The following is a 21,210-nucleotide window of genomic DNA, read 5'->3' as shown; positions in this document are numbered from 1 at the left end:
GTTAAGCACGCCGCCAGCGTTCGTCCTGAGCCAGGATCAAACTCTCCAAACAATGTCTACCGTTTGGATTGTGAATCCAAGCAATTTCCGTCAATAAATGACGGGGATATGCATGTGTATCTCATGCACTGGCTTTTAACACACTGTTGAGTTCTCAAGAAACGGACGCGTACTTCCTCGCTCAAAACCGTTCCGGTCTTTCGCTCGGAGGCGTTCATTTCGTTGTGTCTTTATTCTTTCAGCCGTTCAAGTCCCTGTCAAATTGACCCGACTTGCTCGACCTGCTGGAATTAAGACCCGCCCCGCTTCCGGGACAACCCCTCTAACTTAGCAGGCCATCCGAACCGGTGCGAATCCACCGAAGGGCGACCCTCGAAGTAAGTGGGATTTGCCGGGCGTCTCCGGGAGTCTCTGTGGACTCCCTCGGCCGCCCTGCGCGAAGCAACTCTAGCAGCCCGACGCACCCACTTCGCGCCACTCAGGTAATCACGTGGTTGTTCCCTCACCACGCAACGCCCAAACCTCACCAAGGACACCCAGGTCGGCGCCCCAGCTGTCAAGCCGTCGGCAAGTCATCCGCAATCGCTGCCAGGTACGAAGTACCTACGAGCAGACTGCGCTCTCGGAGGTGCCCGCTATGACTCGCTCGGAGTTCGACGACATCCGTGCCTTCCTCGCCGACGAGGCGACCCATGCCGGAGACCTGCTGAGAATCGCAAGGACGCTGATCGACGACCTCGAACACGCCCGCATGCGCGAGGCCGTACTCCGTACCCACTACCTGCGTCTGCTCACGGCGGCGCGGGCGACGGTGGCGGCCGACATCGCGGACGCGCCCGACCCCATGGCGTTCCTCAAGCACGAGCTGTCCGAGCGCGGCCAGATGCCGGAGGACGGCGAGGCCGTGCAGCGCATCCTGGCGGACGCCCGTACGGCGGCCCTGCTGCTCGCCTGCCTGGAGGAGTCCGTCCCCCAGCGCCCGCGCGGAATGCGCCTGCGCCGGTGCGTCGGCATGAGACGGACCCTCCCGCATTAGCCGCTGACCCGATGAGCACTCGGCCCATACCCGGCCTTGGCTGACCGGCTGTAAGACTTCGCATATGTGGCAGCGCGGGTTGAACTGGGCGGCAGTCGCACTAGTCGGGATATTCGGCCTTATGTGGGTCGGCGTCGTGGTTTATGCCGATCAGAGCTCTTCCCTCTGGATGCGGGTCGTGCAGGTGGCCTTCGGGATCCTGCTCCTGGGCTGGGCCGCACAGCGAGCGGTCGTGATGCTCGTCAGGCCGTCAGCCCACTGCTACTCGGAGGAAGCCGACGGCTGGAACCGGTAGCCCATTCCCGACTCGGTCAGCAGATGCACCGGACGGGCGGGATCCCGTTCGAGCTTGCGCCGGAGCTGGGCCATGTACTGGCGCAGGTAGTGCGTCTCCTTGAGGTAGGAGTCTCCCCAGACCTCCCGCAGCAGCTGGCGCTGGCTGATCAGCTTGCCCGGGTTGCGCAGCAGGATCTCCAGGAAGTGCCACTCCGTCGGCGTCAGCCGTACCCCTCCCGAGATCGTCTTGCTGGAGAGGTCGATCACGTGATCGCCCAGCCGCACCGTGGCGGTCTCCTCCTCGTGCTGGCCCGTGCGGCGGGTCACCGCGCGGACGCGGGCGAGCAGCTCGTCGACGCTGAACGGCTTCGTCACGTAGTCGTCGGCGCCGGCGTCGAGCGCGTCCACCTTGTCGGTGCTGTCCGCGCGCCCCGAGAGGACGATGATCGGCACGGCGGTCCAGCCGCGCAGCCCCTCGATCACCTCCACGCCATCCAGATCGGGCAGCCCGAGATCGAGGATGACCAGATCGGGATGCCATTCGGCGGCCTGGCGCAGCGCCGAGCCGCCGTCGGCCGCGACGGCCACCTCGTACTGCCGGGCGGCCAGGTTGACGCGCAGCGCACGCAGGATCTGCGGCTCGTCGTCCACCACGAGCACGCGGGTCACGGATGTCTCCGCAGCGAGACGGTCATGGTCAGTCCCCCTCCGGGCGTGTCCTCCAGCACGAGCGTGCCACCCATCGCCTCGGTGAGACCGCGCGAGAGCGCCAGGCCGAGCCCCACGCCCGTGTGGCTGGCGCGGTCGCCGAGCCGCTGGAACGGCATGAACACCCTTTCATGCGCTTCCGGCGGAATGCCGGGGCCCCGGTCGATGATGCGGATCTCCACGTTGTCGCCGTGCCAACTGGCGTTGACGAGCACGGGCTCGCCGTCGGGGCTGTAGCGGACGGCGTTCGACATGACGTTGACGAGCACGCGCTCCAGCAGAGCGGGGTCGGCCATGATCTCGGGGACGATGGGCGGGAGGTCGCTGCGGATCTGGTCGCGTAGCGGGCCGAGGTCGTCGATGGCGTGCGGCAGCACGTCCTCGATCGCCACGGGCTCCAGGTTCACGCCGAGCACGCCTGCTTGGAGGCGGCTCATGTCGAGGAGGTTCGCGACGAGCCGGTCCAGCTTGATCAGCGACTCGTCGGCGGTGGCCAGCAGCTCGCCGCGGTCCTCGTCCGACCAGGTCACGTCGGTGCTGCGCAGGCTCTCGACCGCAGCCTTGGCCGAGGCGAGCGGCGTACGCAGGTCGTGGCTGACGGCGGCCAGCAGAGCGGTGCGCATCCTGTCGGCCTCGGCCAGCGGCTCGGCCTGCTCGGCCGCCTCGCGCAGCCGCTGCTCGCGCAGGGCGACCGCCGCCTCCGCCGCGAACGCCTCCAGCACCCGCCGGTCGCTCGCGTCCAGCAGGCGCCCCCGGGCGGCGAGCACGAGCCGTTCGTCGATCACGACGTCGGTGTCGGCCGTACCCGGGCTCGTGCACGGCACGCCGCCCGAGGTCGCGACGATGTGCCAGTCGTCCGTACGCTCCAGCAGGGTCACCGAGCCGAACCCGAACGTCTCCCGCGTCCTGGCCAGCAGCGACGGCAACGCCGCGTCACCCCTCAGCACGTGACCCGCCAGCGTGGACAGCACCTCGGCGTCCGCCCGCGAGCGCGCCGCTTCCCTGCTGCGCCTGGCCGCCAGGTCGACGACCGTGCTGACCATGACCGCCACCAGCACGAACGTGGTCAGCGCGAGCACGTTCTGCGGCTCGGCGATCGTCAACGTGTGCAGCGGCGGCGTGAAGAACCAGTTGAGCAGCCCGAACCCGAGCACCGCCGCCGTCAACGCCGGCCACATGCCGCCCACCAGGGCCACCCCGACGACCAGCAGCAGGAAGAGCGGGATCTCGCTGGGCAGCGACAGGCCCAGCGGTTGGAGCGCGACCGTGAGCAGTGGCGGCCCGAGCAGCGCCAGCCCCCAGCCGGACAGCCGCCGCCGGCGCGTCAGCGCGGCGCTCGACCGCGCCCGCCCCCGGCCCGTCCTGGTCGCCTCGTGCGTCACCATGTGCACGTCGATCGGCCCGGACAGCGCCGTCGTCGTCACACCCACGCCGCGCGCGACGATCTGCGCGAGCCGTCCTCTTCGCGACGCGCCCAGCACGAGCTGGGTGGCGTTCACGCCACGGGCGAACTCCAGCAGCGCATGCGGAATGTCGTCGCCGACCACCTGGTGGTAGGAACCGCCGAGGGCCTCGACGAGGGCCCGCTGGTGCACCAGGTTCGCGGGGTCGCCGCCGGAGGTCAGGCCGTCGGCGCTCGTGACGTGCACGGCCAGCAGATCGGCCCCCTTGCTCCTGGCCGCGATGCGTGCGGCCCGGCGGATGAGCGTGTCCCCTTCCGGGCCTCCAGTGAGGGCGACCACCACGCGCTCGCGGGCCTCCCAGGTGCCCGCTATGGCATGTTCGGCGCGATATTGGTCGAGTTGCTCGTCCACCTTGTCCGCCAGCCAGATCAGGGCGATCTCCCTCAAGGCGGTCAGGTTGCCGACGCGGAAGTAGTTGGCCAGCGCGGCGTCGACGCGATCGGGCGGGTAGACGTTCCCGTGTGCCATCCGCCGGCGCAGCGCCTCGGGCGCCATGTCGACGAGCTCGATCTGGTCGGCCCGCCGCACCACCTCGTCGGGTACGGTCTCCCGCTGCGACACTCCGGTGATCTGCTCGACCACGTCGTTCAGGGATTCGAGGTGCTGGATGTTGAGGGTGGAGACGACGTCGATGCCGGCGTCGAGCACTTCGTCGATGTCCTGCCAGCGCTTGACGTTGCGGGAGCCGGGAACGTTCGTGTGGGCGAGCTCATCGATCAGCACCACGGTGGGGGCGCGGGCGATGACGGCATCGACGTCCAGTTCGGTGAACGTCGCGCCGCGGTAGGTCATCGTCCGCCTCGGCAGGACCTCGAGTCCGTCGAGCAGGCCGGCCGTCCTGGCGCGGCCGTGGGTCTCGACGAAGCCCACGACCACGTCCTTGCCACGTTCGCGGGCGCGGTGCGCCTCGCTCAGCATGTCGTACGTCTTGCCCACGCCGGGCGCCGCACCCAGATGAACGCGCAGCCTCCCGCGGGACGTGCTCCCCATTCCTCCAGGTTACGGCTGGTACGGCGGCGCGACCCCCCAACCCCAGTGGGGCACGGGAGCTTCAAGCGGAGGCGTGGCGTCCGGCTGGGAGTTGTGCCTGGCCAGCCTGGTGCCCCATTCGACGTAGCCGGCGAACGCCGCCCTGAACTCGGGGTCGTCAGGCAGTCCCACTTCGTCGGCCGCGTCCATGAGGAGATTCACCCACCTGCGGCGCTGGGGCTCGGTGATGGCCTTGGCGAGGTGGTGGCGGAGCATGTTCGGGTAGCCGCCGCGTTCCTTGGTGTACCGGTCGGGGCCGCCGAAGACCTCGCTGAGCCACATCGCCACATATTTGGGGTGATCGGGGTCCATGTGCGCGAACAGCGGGCCGATCAGGTCGTCCTTGACGACCGTGCGGTAGAACGCTTCGGTCAGCCGCTCGAACGCCTCAGTGCCGCCTGCCCAGTCGTACAGCGTGGGTTCACTCATGTAATGATGTAATCATTTTCGCGACGATGGCGGCAAGGTCGGAAAACGACAGAGTCCCTGGTCTCCGGATCTCTCCGGTGACCAGGGACTCTGGCTTTGTAGCGGGGACAGGATTTGAACCTGCGACCTCTGGGTTATGAGCCCAGCGAGCTACCGAACTGCTCCACCCCGCGTCGGTGTCTCTGGATATAACTATACAGGGCCCGCGACGGTGCTTTGACCAACGCCGACTCCGAACCGCCCGCCGTCCCCTTGAGGGAGGGCCGTGGACGGCCCACGCGCGACCGTCCACGGCTGGCGCCGCTGACGGAGCGGCGGTGTCTCGGGCAGCGGCAGGGCGGGGAACGCATCGCCGGACCCCCGTGGGACCAAATAGCAAAAGCCCGGACTCCGATTAAGGAGTCCGGGCTTCTGGACTGGTAGCGGGGGCAGGATTTGAACCTGCGACCTCTGGGTTATGAGCCCAGCGAGCTACCGAACTGCTCCACCCCGCGTCGCGTTGTTGCTTTTAAAGACTAGTGGGCGACGAGGGGTGGACGCAAACCGATTGGGCTAGGACGTGCCCGCCGCCTGCGATCCCGTAGGCGATGGCGAGACGGAAGGCGTGCTCGACGGCGCGACCGACGGGGTCGCCGACGGACCGGCGGATGGAGTGGCCGACGGGGTCGCCGAGGGCTTGGGCTGCTGGGCGTTGGCCCCTTCCAGCGCCTTCAGCGCCTCCTCCAGCCTCTTCTGCGCCTCGCCGTAGGCGTCCCAGTTGGGCGGACTGGACTGCAGGGCCTTCTGCGCGTCCTCGTACGCCTTCTTGGCGTTGGCGATCGCCGAGTTGATCGCCGTGTTGGCCTGGTTGGGGACGTTCTGCTCGGTGGGGGTGTTCGGCTGCTGTTGCTGGCCGCCGAAGACCTCCGCGAGCGCCTTCTCCAGGTCCGGCCCGACGCCGATCTTGTTGCCGTACGACACCAGGACCCGCTGCAGGATCGGGTACGGCTCCTGGCCACCGCCCGCGGCCACCTGGACGTACACCGGCTCGACGTAGAGCAGGCCGCCCGCGTACGGCAGCGTCAGCAGGTTGCCGTACCGGAGCGACGAGCTACCCACGCCCATCACGTTGAGCTGACCGGCTAGGCGGCTCTGGAAGGCGTTCTGCACCTGTCCGGGGCCCGGGATGGGAGTGTTGGACGGCATGCGCAGGATGCGCAGCCGGCCGTAGCCGGAGCCGGCCGACGAGTCGACCGCCATGAACGCCGACAGGTTGGCGCTCCCCTGCCGCGGCACGAACGTCGTGGTGAGCGAGAACGTCGGCGTGCCGCCCGGCATCGTGGTGGTCAGATAGTAGGGCGGCTGCTTGATGTTCTTGTCGTTCTGCGTGGGGTCGCCCGGGACGTTCCAGAAGTCCTGGCCGTTGTAGAAGGCGGCCGGGTTGGTGATGTGGTAGCGCGACAGCGTGTAGCGCTGCACCTTGAAGAGGTCTTCGGGGTAGCGGACGTGGTTGCGCAGGTCGGCGCTCATCTCCGAGGCCGGGCGGATGACTCCCGGGAACGCCTTGCTCCAGGTCTTGAGCAGCGGGTCGTTGGTGTCCCAGCCGTAGAGCGTGACCGTGCCGTCGTAGGCGTCGACCGTGGCCTTGACGGAGTTGCGGATGTAGTTGACCTTGTCGCTCGGCTGCTGGGCGATCACGCGGCGGTCGGTGGACGCGTCGCGCGTCATGTCGCCGAGGCTCTCGCTCTGCGAGTACGGGTAGTCGTTGGACGTGGTGTAGCCGTCGAGGATCCAGGTGATGCGCCCGTCGACGATCGCCGGGTAGGGGTTGCCGTCGAGCGTGAGGAAGGGCGCGACCTTCTGGACCCTGTCGCGCGGGTTGCGCACGTACAGGATCTGGGAGTTGTCGTTGACGTCGCCCGACAGCAGGATGTTCGCCTCGCCGTACTTGGCGGCGTAGACGAGCCTGTTGAGGAACGAGCCGACGCGGACGCCGCCCTTGCCGTCGTAGATGTTGTCGGCCTGGCCCGTGCCGCCCGTCTGCGGGTAGTCGAGCTCCTTCGTCTTCGGGTTGCCGCCCGCGATGATGTACTCCTCGGCGGCCGGCTCCTCGCCGAAGTAGATGCGCGGCTGGCGCAGCCCGGTGGTGGTCGCCAGGGGGCCGGTGACCGGCATGTCCTTGGCGTCGTAGTTGGGCAGGCCGCCGCCGTCGACCTGGTTGCCCGGCGCGGCGACGAAGCCGTAGCCGTGCGTGTAGACCAGGGCCCGGTTGATCCAGTTGTTCTGGCCCTCGGGCGGACCGGTCATCTCGCGCACGCCGACGACATGGTCGACCAGCTTGCCGGTGCTGTCGGGATAGCGGTCGACGTCGAGCGTGTCGCCGAAGTTGTAGAAACCGCGGATGCGCTGCGTCTGCTCGTACGTCGAGGACAGCAGCGCCGGGTCGAGCAGCCGGACGCCGGAGACGGAGGCGTCGCCCTCCTTCTGGACCTTGGACGGGTCGGACTCGGCGTTGTAGTTTTCGACCTCGGTCTTGTCGATGTTGTACGCCTCGCGCGTGGCGTTGATGTTGCGCTGGATGTAGGCCGCTTCCTTGCCCTGCTGGTTGGGCTTGACCTGGAACTGCTCGACCAGCGCCGGGTAGACGCCGCCGATCAGGATGGCCGAGAGCACGAGCAGGCCGGCCGAGACGCCGGGGAGCATGCCGCCGGGCCGGAAGACGCCGGCGAAGAACAGGACGGCACAGATCAGCGCGATGATCGCGAGGATGGTCTTGGCCGGCAGGACGGCGTTGACGTCGGTGTAGGACGCGCCGTGGACGAAGCCGCGGTCGGAGAAGACCAGGCCGTAGGTGTCAACCCAGTAGGCGACGGCCTTCAGCAGGACGAAGACGCCGAGCAGCACCGACAGGTGGACGCGGGCCGCCCTGGAGGCGTGCACGCCCGGGGACTGCAGCCGGAACCCGCCGTACAGGTAGTGCGTGATCGCCGCCAGCACGATCGAGATGATCACGGCGGTGAACAGGAAGTTCAGCACCATCCGGATGAACGGATAGTCGAACACGTAGAACGAGATGTCCAGCCCGAACAGCGTGTCCTGCTTGCCGAACGACTCGCCGTTGACGAACTTCAGCCACGTCTCCCACTGTCCGGCGAAGGAGGAGCCGGAGAAGAGGGCGAGCAGGCCCATGCCGACGATGAAGATCAGCTTGCGGTGGGGGTCGAGCGCCATGCGGTAGCGATCGGCGCCGCTGCCCCCGCCGAACATCGCCGGCCCGAACATCGGCCGCGTCCGGAAGGCCAGCAGCATGTTGCCGCCCGCGATGCCGACCATCAGCAGCGCGCCGACCAGGAACAGCACGATCTCGGTCAGCAGGACGCCGGTGAAGATCGACGTGTACCTGGCCGCGTCAAACCATAGATAGTCGGTATAAATACCGGAAAATAGGAAAAATAGCGCCACGATCGCCACCAGAGCGATCGCCACAGGCAGAAGCAGTCTCGGACGGCGGGGCAAGCGCATCGCCCTACCGGCTCCTGGGGTCCGGAAGCTCAAGGCCAACCCCTCGTCGTGATGAAGAAACGGTCCGTGTCTGGCAACTTACACCGCAGTGCCAGCCCTACGGCTAACGCACGGCGAGCTCCAGAAGTTTCATCCGGCCTCGCACGCGGGCACGTTTCCCTTGCCCGTGCGCAGCGCGTCGAGCGCGAGCACCGCGTCATGCAGCGTGTCGGCCCTGACCAGCCGGAGCCCGTCGGGCACGGCTTGCATGGCCTCGGCGCAGTTGTCGGCGGGCGTCAGGAAGACCGTCGCGCCGGAGTCTTTCGCGCCCACCATCTTCTGGGCGATGCCGCCGATCGCGCCGACCTCACCCGACGGCTGGATCGTGCCGGTGCCGGCGATCCGCTTGCCGCCGGTGATCTCACCGGGCGTCAGCTTGTCGACTATGCCGAGCGAGAACATCAGCCCCGCGCTCGGCCCGCCGACGTCGCCGACGTTGATGTCGACGTCGAACGGGAACTTGTACTTGGCCTGCATGACCACACCCACGAGGGTCTGCCCCTTGGGCCCGGCCACGGTGGGCACGGTGACGTCGAGCTTCTGGCCTCCCCTGGTGACGGAGAAGGCCACGTTGTCACCCGGCTTGTGCGCCTTGACCGCGTCACCCACGACGTCGACGTCCTTCGCGGGCTTGCCGTCCACGGAGTTGATCTCGTCGCCCTTCAGCAGCTTGCCGTCGGCGGGCCGGCCCTTTTCCGTGGAGACCACGGTCACGACCATGTTGAAGGGGATCTTGAGCTCGCTGAGGGCGGCGGCCCTGGCGGAGTCCTGGGAGTTGGTCATCTCGACCGTGTTCTCCTCCTCGACCTCCTTGGGGTCGCGGTTGGGAGCGAAGATGGTCTCCTGCGGGACCACCGCCACGGTCGGGTCGATCCAGCCGCGCAACGCCGTCAGCAGGTCGATCTGGGCGGCCGGGCCGCCTTGGTAGGCCACCGTGACCAGGCTCAGCGCGCCGCTGGTCGGGTAGGTCTCCCGCCCCTTGATCGAGATCACGGGCTTCTTGTCGACCTCGCCGATCGTGTTCTCGGTCGGGCCGGGGCTCAGCACGACGTACGGGACCGGACTGAACGCGCCCACCACGCCGAGCGCGAGCACAAGGAATCCCGCGAGCAGAAGGGTCAGGGCGCGTCGTGACATGTCGATGAGCTTATTCGCCGGCGCCGACCCATTCGGTCTCACCGTCGGCGAACACCTGGTGTTTCCAGATGGGGACGTTTGCCTTCAGGTCGTCGATCAGCCGTCTCGAAGCCTTGAACGCCTCGTCCCTGTGGGGTGCGGCCACCGCGACGATGACGGCCGCCTCGCCCAGCTCCAGATCGCCCACGCGGTGGACGGCGGCCAGCGCCGTCACGGGGAAGTCGGCGGCCACCTTCTCGGCGACCTGCCGCAGCTCGGCCTCCGCCGAGGGGTGGGCCGAGTAGGAGAGCCCGGTCACCGGTTTTCCGTGGTCCTGCTCGCGCACGGTGCCCACGAAGAGGGCGGTGCCGCCGGCGGCGTGGTCGCCCACGGCGGCCAGCACCTCGTCGACGGAGAGGGCGGTATCACGAATGCCGAGCAACCGGATGACGTCCACGCAAAGAGCCTACCAACAAGAAATCCGCCCGCTGGACTCCCGAAACGCCGTCGTACCTGGTCAAGGCCGGGTTGACGGCGGATTTCTCAGGCGCGCCGCTTCTTGCGCACCTGGCGGACGATCGCGGCGGTGCCGATGACGGCCACGGTGGCGCCGGCCGCGGTGAGCGTGGCCTCCTTGACGGGCAGGCGCCGGCCGACCACGGTCGTCCTGTTCTCGCGCAGCTCCAGGAGCTCCTCGAACGCGGCCTCGTTCGTCCACGAGGGCTTCCAGCCCGCCTCGCGCAGCGCCGTGCAGTCGACGACCCACGGGTAGACGACGTAGTGCAGGTCGGTCGCCGGGGCCGGGGTGATGCCGAGCCGGTGGAGGCGCTGGGCCGTGCTGAACGTCAGCCCCGCGGGCAGCTCGAACCGGCGGATGCTCGACAGCTCCTCGACCTGCTCCTGCTCCATCCATCCGTCGGAGCCGACGGCGACCACGCCCGTGACGACACCGCGGGCGGCCAGGTCAAGTGCCGAGACCAGGTCGTCGATGTGGCAGAACTGCCAGCGCGGGTTGCAGCCCTTGACCGTCAGGAGCCTGGGCGACTCGAAGTGACGGGTGATGACGGTGTCCACTCCCGGGCCGACGACCGCGGCCGGGCGCAGCACGGTGACCTCCAGGCCGGGGTGGCTGCGCAGCGACCGGCGTACCAGGGACTCGATCTCCAGGTAGTCGCCCACGACGCCGGTGTCGGGCTCGGCCGCCACGGGGGCGTCTTCGGGCAGGGGCACCTCGTTGTCGGGCGCGGCGCCGTACACCATGGCGCTCGTGACCAGCACCACACGCCGGACGCGCGCCGCCGCGCAGGCGGTCAGCACCGTCTGGGCGGCCCGCAGGTTGTACGCGCGCCGCTCGGACGGGTCGGAGTCGACGGCGTAGTCACCGGCCAGATGGACCAGGACGTCGATGTCGGAGATCCGGTTCGCCAAGAGCGGATCCCGTACGTCGATCACTCTCCACGTGGCTTCCCCGACATCACCGCGCTCCTCGTCAATGGCCACCACCCTGCGGAAATCCGCGGAGGATACGAGCCTCGCGAGCAGCTCTCGGCCTATGCCGGAGGCCGCTCCGGTGACGGCTACTACGGGTTGGCTCGGGCGTTTCGAGGTAGGCACCAGGTCCTCACTTTGCACTGATCCGCCGTAGGACGACTAACGTGGCGGATGTGGACTCCTCCATCCTGCACGAGGTAGAGCGGTGACTGACCTGCCAGGTCGCGAAAACGACCCTAACGAGAACCCGTTCGCCATGTTCGGCAACCCTGAGCAGATGGCTCAGGCGATGCGCCAGTTCGCTGACATGCTGTCGGCGCCTCAGGGTTCAGGCCCTGTCAACTGGGACATGGCGAAGAACATCGCCCGGCACGCCGTGGTCGCCCAAGGCGATCCGAGCGTCATGGAAGGCGAGCGCCGTCAGATCGTCGACGCGCTGAGCCTGGCCGACCTGTGGCTGAACGAGGCGACGACACTGCCGAGCGGCGTGTCCAACCCGCAGGCCTGGAGCCGGTCCGAGTGGATCGAGAACACCATCCCGGTCTGGCGCAAGCTCTGCGAGCCGATCGCGGAGCGCATGGTCGAGACCATGGGCGGCGCGCTCGGCGGATCCGGGCTGCCTCCCGAGGCCCAGCAGATGGCCGGCCCGCTGCTCGGCATGCTCAAGCAGATGGGCGGCATGATGGTCGGCCAGCAGATCGGGCAGGCGATCAGTTCGCTGGCCCGCGAGGTGGTCGGCACCACCGACATCGGCCTGCCGCTGTCCGACACGGCCGCGCTGCTGCCCGGGGGCATCTCCTCATTCAGCGAGGGGCTGGAGATCCCGGCCGACGAGATCCGGCTCTACCTGGCGCTGCGCGAGGCCGCGCACCACCGGCTGTTCCAGCACGTTCCGTGGCTGCGCTCCCACCTGCTGGGCGCGGTCGAGGAATACGCCAAGGGCATCACGGTCGACACCTCGGCGCTCGAGGAGCAGATCCGCGGTCTCGACATCAACAATCCCCAGGCGATCCAGGAGGCGCTGAGCGGGGGCAACCTGCTCAAGCCCGAGGAGACCGAGCGGCAGAAGGCCGCTCTGGCGCGGCTGGAGACGATGCTCGCCCTGGTCGAGGGGTGGGTGGCCACCGTGGTCGACCAGGCCGCCGAGGGCAAGCTGCCCTCCGCCGTGGCGCTGGCGGAGACCGTACGCCGGCGGCGCGCGACCGGTGGGCCCGCGGAGCTGACGTTCGGCACGCTGGTGGGGCTGGAGCTGCGGCCCCGGCGGCTGCGTGAGGCGGCGGCGCTGTGGCGCGCGCTGGAGAGCGAGCGCGGGTTCGAGGGGCGCGACGCGCTGTGGGGCCACCCCGATCTCATGCCGACGGCCGACGACCTCGACGATCCCGACGCGTTCGTACGCGGTGAGGCGGCCTGGGACATCTCCCAGCTGGAGGCGAAGCCGGACGACGAAGGTGACAAGGACGACAAGGGCGACGAGAGTTGAGCCTGCACGGCGACGCGGTGGCGGTGCTGTCCGCGTGGAGCGCGCCCACGCCCGAGGAAGAGGCGTTGCGCCTGGAGTTCCTGGAGCATTTGCGTGCGCATGACGATGCGATGCTGCGGGAATGCGTGCCGGGGCATCTGACGGCGACGACGGCGGTGCTGTCGCACGACGGCACGCAGGTGCTGCTCACGCTGCATCCGAAGGCCAAGAAGTGGCTGCCCATGGGTGGCCACTGCGAGATTTCCGACATGTCGCTCGTGGATGTTGCTCTGCGGGAAGCATGGGAGGAGTCGGGAATTTCCGGGCTTGAGTTGCTGCCCGGGCCGCTCGCGGTCGACAGGCACGAGGTGTGGTGCCATCCCCCGTACAGCTGGCATCTCGACGTCGAGTACGCGGCCGTGGCCCCGCCCGGCGCCGAGGCCGTGATCAGCGACGAGTCGCTCGACCTGCGCTGGTTCCCCGTGGACGCGATCCCCGAGCTGTCCGACGAGGCGACGCGGCGGCTGGCCGCACGTGGACAGGCGGCTCTTAGCTCGGGCTCACGCACGTTTGGCTAGAGTCTTTTGCGTCGTTCCAAATAGGGGGCTGCGTGGAGACTTCTGCCGTCGGCGGCACGATCGTGACACCCCGGCGCAAGCGCCGGAAGTTTCCCGCGACTACTTTGACCTGGCTGGCCGTGACCCCGTTCGCGGCGTGGGCCGTGGTGCGGGTGGCCGGTCTCGAGCGGGGGTCGCTGCCCACGCAGATCATGACCGCCACCCCGTACGCCGCGGCCGGCTCGCTGGTCCCGCTCCTGATCGCCGCGGTCGGGCGTAAGCGGGCGGCGACCGCCGTCGCGCTGCTGGCCACGACCGCACTCGGCTTCAGCGTGCTGCCCAGGGCTCTGGGCAGGGCGGAGGCCACCACGGGCAGGCCGCTGAAGGTCATGACTATCAACATGCTGTTCGGCCGGGCCGACACGGCGACGATCATGAAGCTGGTACGCGAGTTCCGGCCCGACGTGCTGAGCACGCAGGAGCTCACCCCCGGGGCGGTCACCGACCTCGACGAGGCCGGGCTCAAGGAGCTGATGCCGTACCGCGTGCTGCAGGACGAGTGGAGCGCCGGCGGGAGCGGGCTCTACTCCAGGCATCCGGTGGAGCCGCTGTGGAACCTGATGCCGCCGGTCGGGCACCAGATGCCCGCCGCGCTGATCTCGCTGCCGGGCGGGAAGCCGATCGAGTTCATCGATGCGCATCCGTTCCCGCCGCTCGGACCCCAGGTCATCGAGTGGAACGAGGCCATGGCGGCCTTTCCCTCCACTTCCCCTGACCGGATCCGGATCATCGCGGGTGACTTCAACGCCTCCCTCGACCACGCCGCCCTGCGCGGGCTGCTGGCTCGCGGCTACAAGGACGCGGCCGACACCGTGGGGGCCGGGCTGATACCGACGTGGCCGGCGAACAAGCGGGTGCCGCCGATCATCACGATCGACCACGTACTGGTGGACGAGCGGGTGGGGGTGAAGGAGGTCAGCGTGCGCGACGTGCCGAAGACCGACCACCGGGCGGTGCTGGCCGAGCTCACCGTGCCCTGATCAGCGCCCTGGTGCTTTCCCAGCCTTCCAGGCCGGGGTCGAGGCGTTCGACGTCTTCGGGGGTGCGCAGGCGGTGCCAGCCCGGGGTGGTGGCGACCTTGCGGGGGCCCGGGGCCTGGGCGCGCAGGGTGGCCACGATCCGCTCGTCGTCGAGGTCGGGGTCCGCCCAGGTGGGCGGGGGGAGCGCGCAGGCCATGGCCACGGCGCCGCCGTTCTCCGCCGGGCAGATGGTGATCTCGGCCCTGCCGAGCTCCCTGAACAGCTTGCCGACGAGGAGGGGCGGCAGGTCGGGCGCGTCCGCGCTGATCACAGCGACTTGGTCGGCCTTGAGGCGCTGAAGGATGATTTTTAGCGGTTCGTCGTCTTTTATCGTGATTACTTCGGTGCCCGGCCAGACGATCTCCTCCAGCTCGGGAACGCTGGTGATCAGGACCGGGGTGACGAGCTCCAGCCCCGCGACCATCTCGTAGGTGTCCTCCGCGACCGCTTCGAGGAAGCGTGCAGGATCCACGCCCGGGGGCGCCGCCTGTGCCATGCGCTGTCGTACCAGGACCGCGGCGATGCGCGTCAACACTCCTCCGGTGCCGTCTGGGCCGCGGCCGAGAATCCCTCCAGAAACCCGCGCGCGCGTTCTGCCTTGGGATACTGTTCTACCAGCGCCCAGAACTTGGCACCGTGGCTGGGCACCAGCAGATGCACCAGCTCGTGGATGATCACGTAGTTGATGACCCATTCGGGCAGGCCCTTGAGCCTGGTCGAGATCCTGATCGTGCCGTTCTCGGGGGTGCACGAGCCCCATCGGTGCTGCTGGTTGTCGACCCAGCGCACGCTCGCCGGCTCCGCCATGCCGTCGAGGAATTTCGCTGACAGTTCTCTGGCTCGTTCGAGCAGCGCCTCGTCGGTGGGCCTTCGTCGGCGTTCCTTCGCAGCCAGCCGATCCAGCATCCGGCTCACCCATTCATCTGCGTCTTCGCCACTCAGCCAGGCGGGCAGGAGCACGATCGTCTTGTCGCCGTCGCGGTAGGCGGAGACCGTACGCCGGCGACGAGAACTGCGACGAACCTCGACTGTCTCGGGGGGCACATATGCACGGTAGCCGACCCTGGCGAAATTCCACAGAGGGTGGACGTTGTTTCTGCTGGTCAGATGATTAAGAGCCGGTGAATTTGGGCATGCGGCGTTTCCCGATGAGCGTCGAGCGCCTGATCATGCGGGCGGAGGCCGTGGTCACGGGCCAGACGGAAGATTCCCACCTCAGCACGGCTTCCAAGCCTTGGCGGTCTTGGTTCTGGGGTAGTTTGCGGGGTCTTGTGGTGATGGGAGCGTTCTAAATGATCTTCATTCCGGCCCCTCGAGCTTCCGACATTCGGTCATTTTTCGGGAAAGCTTGATTTACCAGACCTTTATCTAACGATCCCCCTCAGCCGCCCTCCTTGGCCGCGTCACGCCCCTGCGTTTGGAACCCTGAGGCCACCCTTTCGTGCCCAAGGGCCCCTCCCACACCTCAGCCACCCGCACCACACCACCCGACAGCCGCCGCCCAAGACCACATTCCGACCCTCAAGGGCCACTCCCACACCCCAACCACCCACACCACACCACCCGACAGCCACCGCCGGCGACCACGTTCCCACCCCCTCCACAGGGCTCACCCGCAACCGCCCCAGCCCTCCCCGGCCAACCGGAGGCGGGCCTTGCCTGTCATCAACCGGATATGCCGCCCATCGGTGCTCTGACCTGCTTGCTTCCACAGGCGCCTTCACGACCCGTAGTTATCCACAGCCATCACCGAACCCCCTCGGGATCTTGCTCCGGCATGGAACCCTTCCCGCCATGAGGCCACGTGTGAAGCCCGCCCTCCGGCGCATCATCCGCGACAAGCACACACTCCAGTACGGCGCACACCCTCTCCGGGCCGTCATGTTGAGCGGCCTGACCGAGGCCGTCCGTCGATGGATAGAGGGCCTCGACGGCACCCGCGACCTGGAGTGCGTCCTGAGAGACGCGGCCGCCGCCGGCCTGGACGAGATCCGCGCCCGCTCCCTGCTGGATCAGCTCGCCGCCCAAGGCGCTCTCCACGACGCCGCCACCAGCTCCGCGCCGATCGCCGACCTCTCCCTGGCCGAACGGGACCGCCTGCGACCGGACCTCGATGCCCTCGACCTCGCCTCGACCGCCCCCGACGGCGCGATCGGCCTCATCGCCCGCCGCCGCGAGCGGCGGGTGCGCGTCTACGGGGCGGGCCGGGTGGGCGCACAGGTGGCCGCCCTGCTCGCCGCCTCCGGAGTCGGCACCATCCGGATCCTCGACCCGGCCACGGCACGCCCGTGCGACATCACACCGGGAGGCCTGACGTGGGCGGAGGTGGGCCTCCCCCGCGAGGTCGGCGCCGCGACGGTCGCCCGGCGACTCACCTCAGGCGGCCGCACCCCCACGGCGCGGCGCAGTCCGGCCGCCTCCACCGATACCGCACCTCCCGCCCCCTTCCACACCGCCGCACCTCAGCCCACTGCCACCACCCCACCCCAGCCCACCGCCACCGCCCCACCCCAGCCCACCATCGGCACAACCACGGCCCAGCCCACCGCTGGCACCGCCGCGGCCCAGCCCATGGCCACCGCCGGCGCCAACCCACCCCAGACCATCGCCACCACCGGCACCACCGGCACCACCGGCACCACCGGCACCACCGGCACCAACCCAGCCCTGCCCACCACCCGCGCAAAAGACAACCGCCGCGCCACCGCAAACAGCCGCGGCGCCGAAGGAACTCCGACAGCCCAGCCCGCCCAACCCCAACGCCCGCAAGCCGGGAAAGGTCCTCGCACCACCCGAGCTACGCAAGGCGCCCGCATCCCCCAAACCGAGGAAGACGAGAGCGTGCCGCGGCCGTCCGTCAACGCGATGGCGGGAGGCCCCTACCTCGGGGATCAGTCGGACCGCCCCGACCTCGTCATACTCACACCCGTCGCCCCTCTCGACGGGGTGCTGGTCAACGAGTTGACCGCGCTCGGCATCCCGCACCTCCTGGCCTCGGCCTTCGAAGGGCACGGGACCGTGGGCCCGCTGGTCATCCCGGGGAAGACGGCGTGCCTGCACTGCCTGGACCTGACGCGGCGGGATCGCGACCCGATGTGGCCGATCGTCACCGCCCGGTTGGGCGGATATCCGCCGGGCGAGATCGCCTGCGACGTCACCCTGGCGGCGCTGGTCGCGGCGGCGGTGGCGGGCCATGCGCTCGCCTACCTTGATGGCAGAGAGTCGGCTGTGACCAACGGCACAATGGACGTAACACCTGATTGGCGCTGGAAAAGACGGTCGTGGACCATACATCCGCAATGTCGTTGTATGCGAAACAATCCATATTCGCTAAGAATGGTCATGTCTCCTAACCGCGACTGACGTGCTCAGAGGATGACCATGAAGGGGGGAAGCGGTATCTCGTCGAGGTTCCGCGCATGAGGGTGAGCGATCTTCCGCGCCGTGCTGTCACGCGTTCCGCCAAGCTGGCCGCCCTTCCGCTCGGTTTCGCCGGCCGCGCCGCTCTCGGGCTGGGCAAGCGGCTCGGCGGCAAGTCTGCGGAGATCGTGGCTCAGGAGGTTCAGCAGCGTACGGCCGAGCAGATCTTCAAGGTGCTCGGCGAGCTCAAGGGCGGCGCGATGAAGCTCGGGCAGGCGCTGTCCATCTTCGAGGCGGCGCTGCCGCAGGAGATCGTCGGTCCCTATCGAGCCACGCTGACCAAGCTTCAGGACGCCGCTCCCCCGCTGCCCGTGTCCACCGTCCACAAGGTGCTCACCGAGCAGTTGGGTGACGACTGGCGAGAAAACTTCCTGTCGTTCGACGACCAGCCGACGGCCGCGGCGTCCATCGGCCAGGTGCACAAGGCCGTGTGGCACGACGGCAGGGAGGTAGCCGTCAAGATCCAGTATCCGGGGGCGGGCAAGGCTCTGCTCGGCGACTTCGCGCAGCTGGCGCGGCTGGGCAAACTGTTCGGCGTGCTGCTGCCCGGCCTCGACGTGAAGGCCGTGCTGGCGGAGCTGCGCGAACGGGTCGCGGAGGAGCTCGACTATCTCCGGGAGGCCGAGGCCCAACACGCCTTCGCGCTGGAGTTCAACGATGATCCCGACTTCCACGTCCCCGATGTGGTCGCGGCCAACGAGCTGGTGCTGGTCAGCGAGTGGATGGACGGCACCCCGCTGTCCCGCGTCATCACCGAGGGCACCAAGGAGCAGCGCGACCGGGCGGGATTACTCTTCGTACGCTTCCTCTTCTGCTCCCCCGCGCGGGTCGGGATGCTCCACGCCGACCCGCACCCGGGCAACTTCCGCATGCTGGCCAACGGCAAGCTCGGAGTCCTCGACTTCGGCGCGGTCAACCGCCTGCCCGGGGGCTACCCCAAGGCGTTCGGGCGGCTGACGAGGATCTTCAACGAGGGCGACATGGAGACCGTCACGGCGGGCCTGCGCCGGGAAGGGTTCATCCGCAGCGACATCGAGATCGATCCGGACGCGCTGCGGGCCTTTCTCGCGCCGTACGTGGAGCCCACGGCGGTGGAGGAGTTCACGTTCAGCCGGGAGTGGCTGCAGGCCCAGGCCGCGAGCGTGACGGATCTGCGGCCCACCAACGTGGTCCGCCAGCTCAACCTGCCTGCCTCGTACGTGCTCATCCACCGGGTCCACGCGGCAGGCATCGGCGTCCTGTGCCAGCTGGGCACCACGGCGCGCTTCCGCGACGAGGTGATCCGCTGGGTCCCCGGCTTCGCCGACGATCCCAACGACGAGGCCCTGGCCATCGGTTGATCGTCCCGGCCGTTGGGGCTGATCCGGCGGCTTGTTGGCGGGCCGCAGGAATTTTACTGAACATCAGGTTAACTTCTGACTTCGCTGTGTAATGATACGAGTGCAAGCCGTTACTAACGCGAAAGGATCCACATGCGCCGATCCGCGCGCCTGCTCACCACCTCCGCGGACCCACTCGCTCCCCCACCCCCCATGGCGCGGGTAGCACGAACGCGGTCAGGCTGGCATGAGCTCGCGCACGGTTCGGCGTCATGGTGCCTGAAGTAAGTGCGGCGCCCTGATGTCCGTGACCGATCCGGCTTCCGGAACGGCCCGTCCGGGTCCGTGACCTCCGGCCCGGCTCGGTCCACAAGGCCCGTGCATGTGCCCGTGCCATGCTCGGTGATCCCACCGGCGCTGATGGTCAGCACACCCCCTCCAGGGTGCTGAGCCGGCGCCGGTGGGTGAGCAACACGGCACATCCCCCTGGCAGTGTCGAACCGACGCCGAGAGCCGAGCATCAGGGCACATCTTCCGGCAGAGTCGAACTGAGGCCAGGAGCCACGCACCAAGAGATGACTTTCTCGCAGGTCAGGGCACCGGAACCGTTATGGCAATGCGAGGCGTGGCCTGTAGGCGTCACGGGCGACCGTGCCCGCGGACGCTACCTACCGGTGGGTACCGGTGCCCGAGTCCCGGGCCGTCGCCAGGCAGCCGTTACCCGAGCCCCGGCCAGTCACCACGCAGCCGTTACCCGAGCCCCGGGCAATCACCACGCGACCGGCGCCCGAGCCCCGGGCCGTCACCAGGCAACGGGGCCAAGGCGGTCGATGAAGATGCCGGTTGGCCCGTCGGCATCGATCATCGCGAGCTTGACGATCGGGTCGGTGCCCTCGGTGACCGTCAGCTGGCCGGTGTGATGGTTCATGTCGGTGGCGGCGAACTTGCGGTTGGCGACTTCTCCGGGAGTGACCAGGTTGAATTTGATCTCTGGGAGCGCCTGGGCGTACCGGACGGTGATCATGTTCAGTGCCGCCTTCGACGAGCTGTAGGCGAGCTCGTGCATCTTCGAGGCGGGCTGCTCCGGATCGGTCACGACCGCGAAGGCGCCGACGGCGCTGGACACCATCACCACCCGCGGATTGTCCGCTGCCTGCAGCAAGGGAAGGAACGCGTGCGTGACCCTGATCGGTCCGTACACGTTGGTGTCGTAGACGGAGTGAATCTCGTCAGCCGTCGCGTCCGCAGGCGCGACGACGCTTCCCGGCGCGCCGGCGTTGTTGATCAATACATCCAGTCGGTCGGTGTGCTCGCGAACGAGCCGTACCGCGTCCTTCACCGACTCGTCCGAGGTCACGTCCAGGGGGACCATGACCACGTTCGCGCCGCCGTCGGTCAGCTTGGCGGCGGCCGCCCGCCCTCGCTCTTCGTCGCGCGAGCCGAGGAAGATCGTCCAGCCCTGCTCCCCGAGCCGCCTGGCCGCCTCAAAACCGAGCCCCTTGTTGGCGCCGGTGATCAGCACTGTGGTCTGTTCCGAGTTCGTCATGCCCTCTGAGACGAGACACCCTGCTGAGCTGTGACACGGTGTGAGCGTCCTCACAATCGGGAGCCCTTTGCGGGCTGGTAGCGGGTATCAGCGTGCCGGCGGGGTGAGGACGTGCCCGAGATGGCCGTACGCACGCGATGTCACTGGCGGGGGTTGCTGTCTCGTCTAGGGGGTGCAGGCAATTCTCTGTCAAGGAGTGGACGATGAACCTCGCGTTGTGGATCGCTGCCGGGCTGCTGGCCGCGGTGGCGGTGAGCGGCGGGATCAGCAAGACGTTCGTGCCCAGGGAGAAGCTGGCTGTGTTCCGTGGTGGGGGATGGACCGCGGACGCCAGCGCCGGCTTCGTCAGGACCCTGGGCGTCCTTGAGCTCCTGGCCGCGGTGGGCTTGATCATGCCCGCCGTGCTCGGCATCGCGCCGGTTCTGGTGGCGGTGACCGCGGTGTGCTGGATCCTGCTGATGGTCGGCGCGATGATCACCCACGGCCGACGTGGGGAAGCCGCGTTCGTGGTGCTGAATCTGATCTATCTCGCGGTTGCGGCGTTCGTCGCGTGGGGCCGCTTCGGTCCTGGGGCCTTTACCGGCTGACAGGCGACGACGCACAGTTTCCGATCTTCTGACCCCGGTCCGTAGGGGGGCCGGTGGTCGTTCACGGAGGGAGATGATCATGCGAGTGTTCGTGGCAGGCGGGAGCGGAGCTGCCCCATCTGGCGGAGCGCGCGGGAGCGAAGCGGCCGACGTGG

The 21,210-nt window shown here is 68.4% G+C and carries 17 protein-coding genes and 2 tRNA genes; 7 read left to right on the top strand and 12 right to left on the bottom strand.

Features of this window, described 5'->3' with window-relative positions:
* Positions 1 to 637 precede the first annotated feature (637 nt).
* Complete coding sequence (locus ACWEPL_RS30540) at positions 638 to 1,036, top strand: hypothetical protein (RefSeq protein ID WP_363971073.1); 399 nt, start codon at positions 638 to 640, stop codon at positions 1,034 to 1,036.
* A 261-nt stretch (positions 1,037 to 1,297) separates the two neighbouring features.
* Here the strand turns inward: ACWEPL_RS30540 and ACWEPL_RS30535 are convergent, their stop codons facing one another.
* The 9 genes from ACWEPL_RS30535 to ACWEPL_RS30495 form a co-directional block, all read right to left on the bottom strand.
* On the bottom strand, positions 1,298 to 1,981 hold the full coding sequence (locus ACWEPL_RS30535; RefSeq protein WP_355197088.1) for a response regulator: 684 nt from the start codon (positions 1,979 to 1,981) through the stop codon (positions 1,298 to 1,300).
* Positions 1,978 to 4,473: a DUF4118 domain-containing protein gene (locus ACWEPL_RS30530; protein WP_452438181.1), complete on the bottom strand. Its 2,496-nt coding sequence runs from the start codon at positions 4,471 to 4,473 to the stop codon at positions 1,978 to 1,980. Before ACWEPL_RS30530 ends, ACWEPL_RS30535 begins: the two co-directional genes overlap by 4 nt.
* Before the next feature lie 9 nt (positions 4,474 to 4,482).
* Positions 4,483 to 4,941: a group II truncated hemoglobin gene (locus ACWEPL_RS30525; RefSeq protein ID WP_452438180.1), complete on the bottom strand. Its 459-nt coding sequence runs from the start codon at positions 4,939 to 4,941 to the stop codon at positions 4,483 to 4,485.
* Positions 4,942 to 5,040: 99 nt separating this feature from the next.
* A tRNA-Met gene (locus tag ACWEPL_RS30520) sits at positions 5,041 to 5,114 on the bottom strand.
* A 244-nt stretch (positions 5,115 to 5,358) separates the two neighbouring features.
* A tRNA-Met gene (locus tag ACWEPL_RS30515) sits at positions 5,359 to 5,435 on the bottom strand.
* 58 nt (positions 5,436 to 5,493) lie between these two features.
* Positions 5,494 to 8,442, bottom strand: coding sequence for a UPF0182 family membrane protein (locus tag ACWEPL_RS30510; RefSeq protein WP_452438179.1), 2,949 nt, complete (start codon positions 8,440 to 8,442; stop codon positions 5,494 to 5,496).
* Between the two features lie 129 nt (positions 8,443 to 8,571).
* Complete coding sequence (locus ACWEPL_RS30505) at positions 8,572 to 9,618, bottom strand: YlbL family protein (protein ID WP_363971065.1); 1,047 nt, start codon at positions 9,616 to 9,618, stop codon at positions 8,572 to 8,574.
* A 10-nt stretch (positions 9,619 to 9,628) separates the two neighbouring features.
* A complete protein-coding gene (locus ACWEPL_RS30500) occupies positions 9,629 to 10,054 on the bottom strand; it encodes a molybdenum cofactor biosynthesis protein MoaE (protein WP_350725367.1) in 426 nt (141 codons plus the stop codon).
* A gap of 86 nt (positions 10,055 to 10,140) precedes the next feature.
* The gene (locus ACWEPL_RS30495; RefSeq protein ID WP_363971101.1) at positions 10,141 to 11,214 is read right to left on the bottom strand and encodes an NAD-dependent epimerase/dehydratase family protein; all 1,074 of its coding nucleotides are present in this window, start codon (positions 11,212 to 11,214) and stop codon (positions 10,141 to 10,143) included.
* Positions 11,215 to 11,344: 130 nt separating this feature from the next.
* Between ACWEPL_RS30495 and ACWEPL_RS30490 the strand changes: the two genes are divergently transcribed.
* Genes ACWEPL_RS30490 through ACWEPL_RS30480 form a run of 3 tightly spaced genes read left to right on the top strand, consistent with a single transcriptional unit; the run spans position 11,345 to position 14,144 of the window.
* Positions 11,345 to 12,568, top strand: coding sequence for a zinc-dependent metalloprotease (locus tag ACWEPL_RS30490; protein ID WP_452438182.1), 1,224 nt, complete (start codon positions 11,345 to 11,347; stop codon positions 12,566 to 12,568).
* Positions 12,565 to 13,125, top strand: a complete 561-nt coding sequence (locus tag ACWEPL_RS30485) for an NUDIX hydrolase (protein ID WP_363971062.1) — start codon at positions 12,565 to 12,567, stop codon at positions 13,123 to 13,125. Before ACWEPL_RS30490 ends, ACWEPL_RS30485 begins: the two co-directional genes overlap by 4 nt.
* Positions 13,126 to 13,157: 32 nt before the next feature.
* Positions 13,158 to 14,144 (top strand): endonuclease/exonuclease/phosphatase family protein, encoded by a 987-nt coding sequence (locus ACWEPL_RS30480; RefSeq protein WP_452438178.1) that lies wholly within the window; start codon positions 13,158 to 13,160, stop codon positions 14,142 to 14,144.
* Here ACWEPL_RS30480 and ACWEPL_RS30475 read toward each other — a convergent pair.
* Together ACWEPL_RS30475 and ACWEPL_RS30470 are read right to left on the bottom strand one after the other, a co-directional pair.
* A complete protein-coding gene (locus tag ACWEPL_RS30475) occupies positions 14,131 to 14,715 on the bottom strand; it encodes a hypothetical protein (protein WP_397374638.1) in 585 nt (194 codons plus the stop codon). The two genes, ACWEPL_RS30480 and ACWEPL_RS30475, sit on opposite strands and share 14 nt — an antisense overlap.
* On the bottom strand, positions 14,712 to 15,143 hold the full coding sequence (locus ACWEPL_RS30470) for a M48 metallopeptidase family protein (protein WP_452438177.1): 432 nt from the start codon (positions 15,141 to 15,143) through the stop codon (positions 14,712 to 14,714). Before ACWEPL_RS30470 ends, ACWEPL_RS30475 begins: the two co-directional genes overlap by 4 nt.
* 846 nt (positions 15,144 to 15,989) lie before the next feature.
* On the opposite strand from ACWEPL_RS30470, the gene ACWEPL_RS30465 reads away from it, so the two are divergent.
* Together ACWEPL_RS30465 and ACWEPL_RS30460 are read left to right on the top strand one after the other, a co-directional pair.
* Positions 15,990 to 17,546, top strand: coding sequence for a hypothetical protein (locus ACWEPL_RS30465; protein ID WP_452438176.1), 1,557 nt, complete (start codon positions 15,990 to 15,992; stop codon positions 17,544 to 17,546).
* A 56-nt stretch (positions 17,547 to 17,602) separates the two neighbouring features.
* On the top strand, positions 17,603 to 18,943 hold the full coding sequence (locus ACWEPL_RS30460; protein ID WP_452438175.1) for an ABC1 kinase family protein: 1,341 nt from the start codon (positions 17,603 to 17,605) through the stop codon (positions 18,941 to 18,943).
* 781 nt (positions 18,944 to 19,724) lie between these two features.
* Here the strand turns inward: ACWEPL_RS30460 and ACWEPL_RS30455 are convergent.
* On the bottom strand, positions 19,725 to 20,444 hold the full coding sequence (locus ACWEPL_RS30455) for an SDR family NAD(P)-dependent oxidoreductase (RefSeq protein ID WP_452438174.1): 720 nt from the start codon (positions 20,442 to 20,444) through the stop codon (positions 19,725 to 19,727).
* Positions 20,445 to 20,671: 227 nt separating this feature from the next.
* Here ACWEPL_RS30455 and ACWEPL_RS30450 point away from each other — a divergent pair, with 227 nt between their 5' ends.
* Positions 20,672 to 21,055 carry a DoxX family protein gene (locus ACWEPL_RS30450; RefSeq protein ID WP_363971052.1) on the top strand — a complete coding sequence of 128 codons (384 nt, stop codon included), beginning with the start codon at positions 20,672 to 20,674 and terminating at the stop codon, positions 21,053 to 21,055.
* Positions 21,056 to 21,210 lie beyond the last annotated feature (155 nt).

The organism is Nonomuraea sp. NPDC004186, from assembly GCF_053603495.1.
Note: the sequence above shows the minus strand (reverse complement) of the source record. Positions and strands in the feature narration are given on the sequence as shown.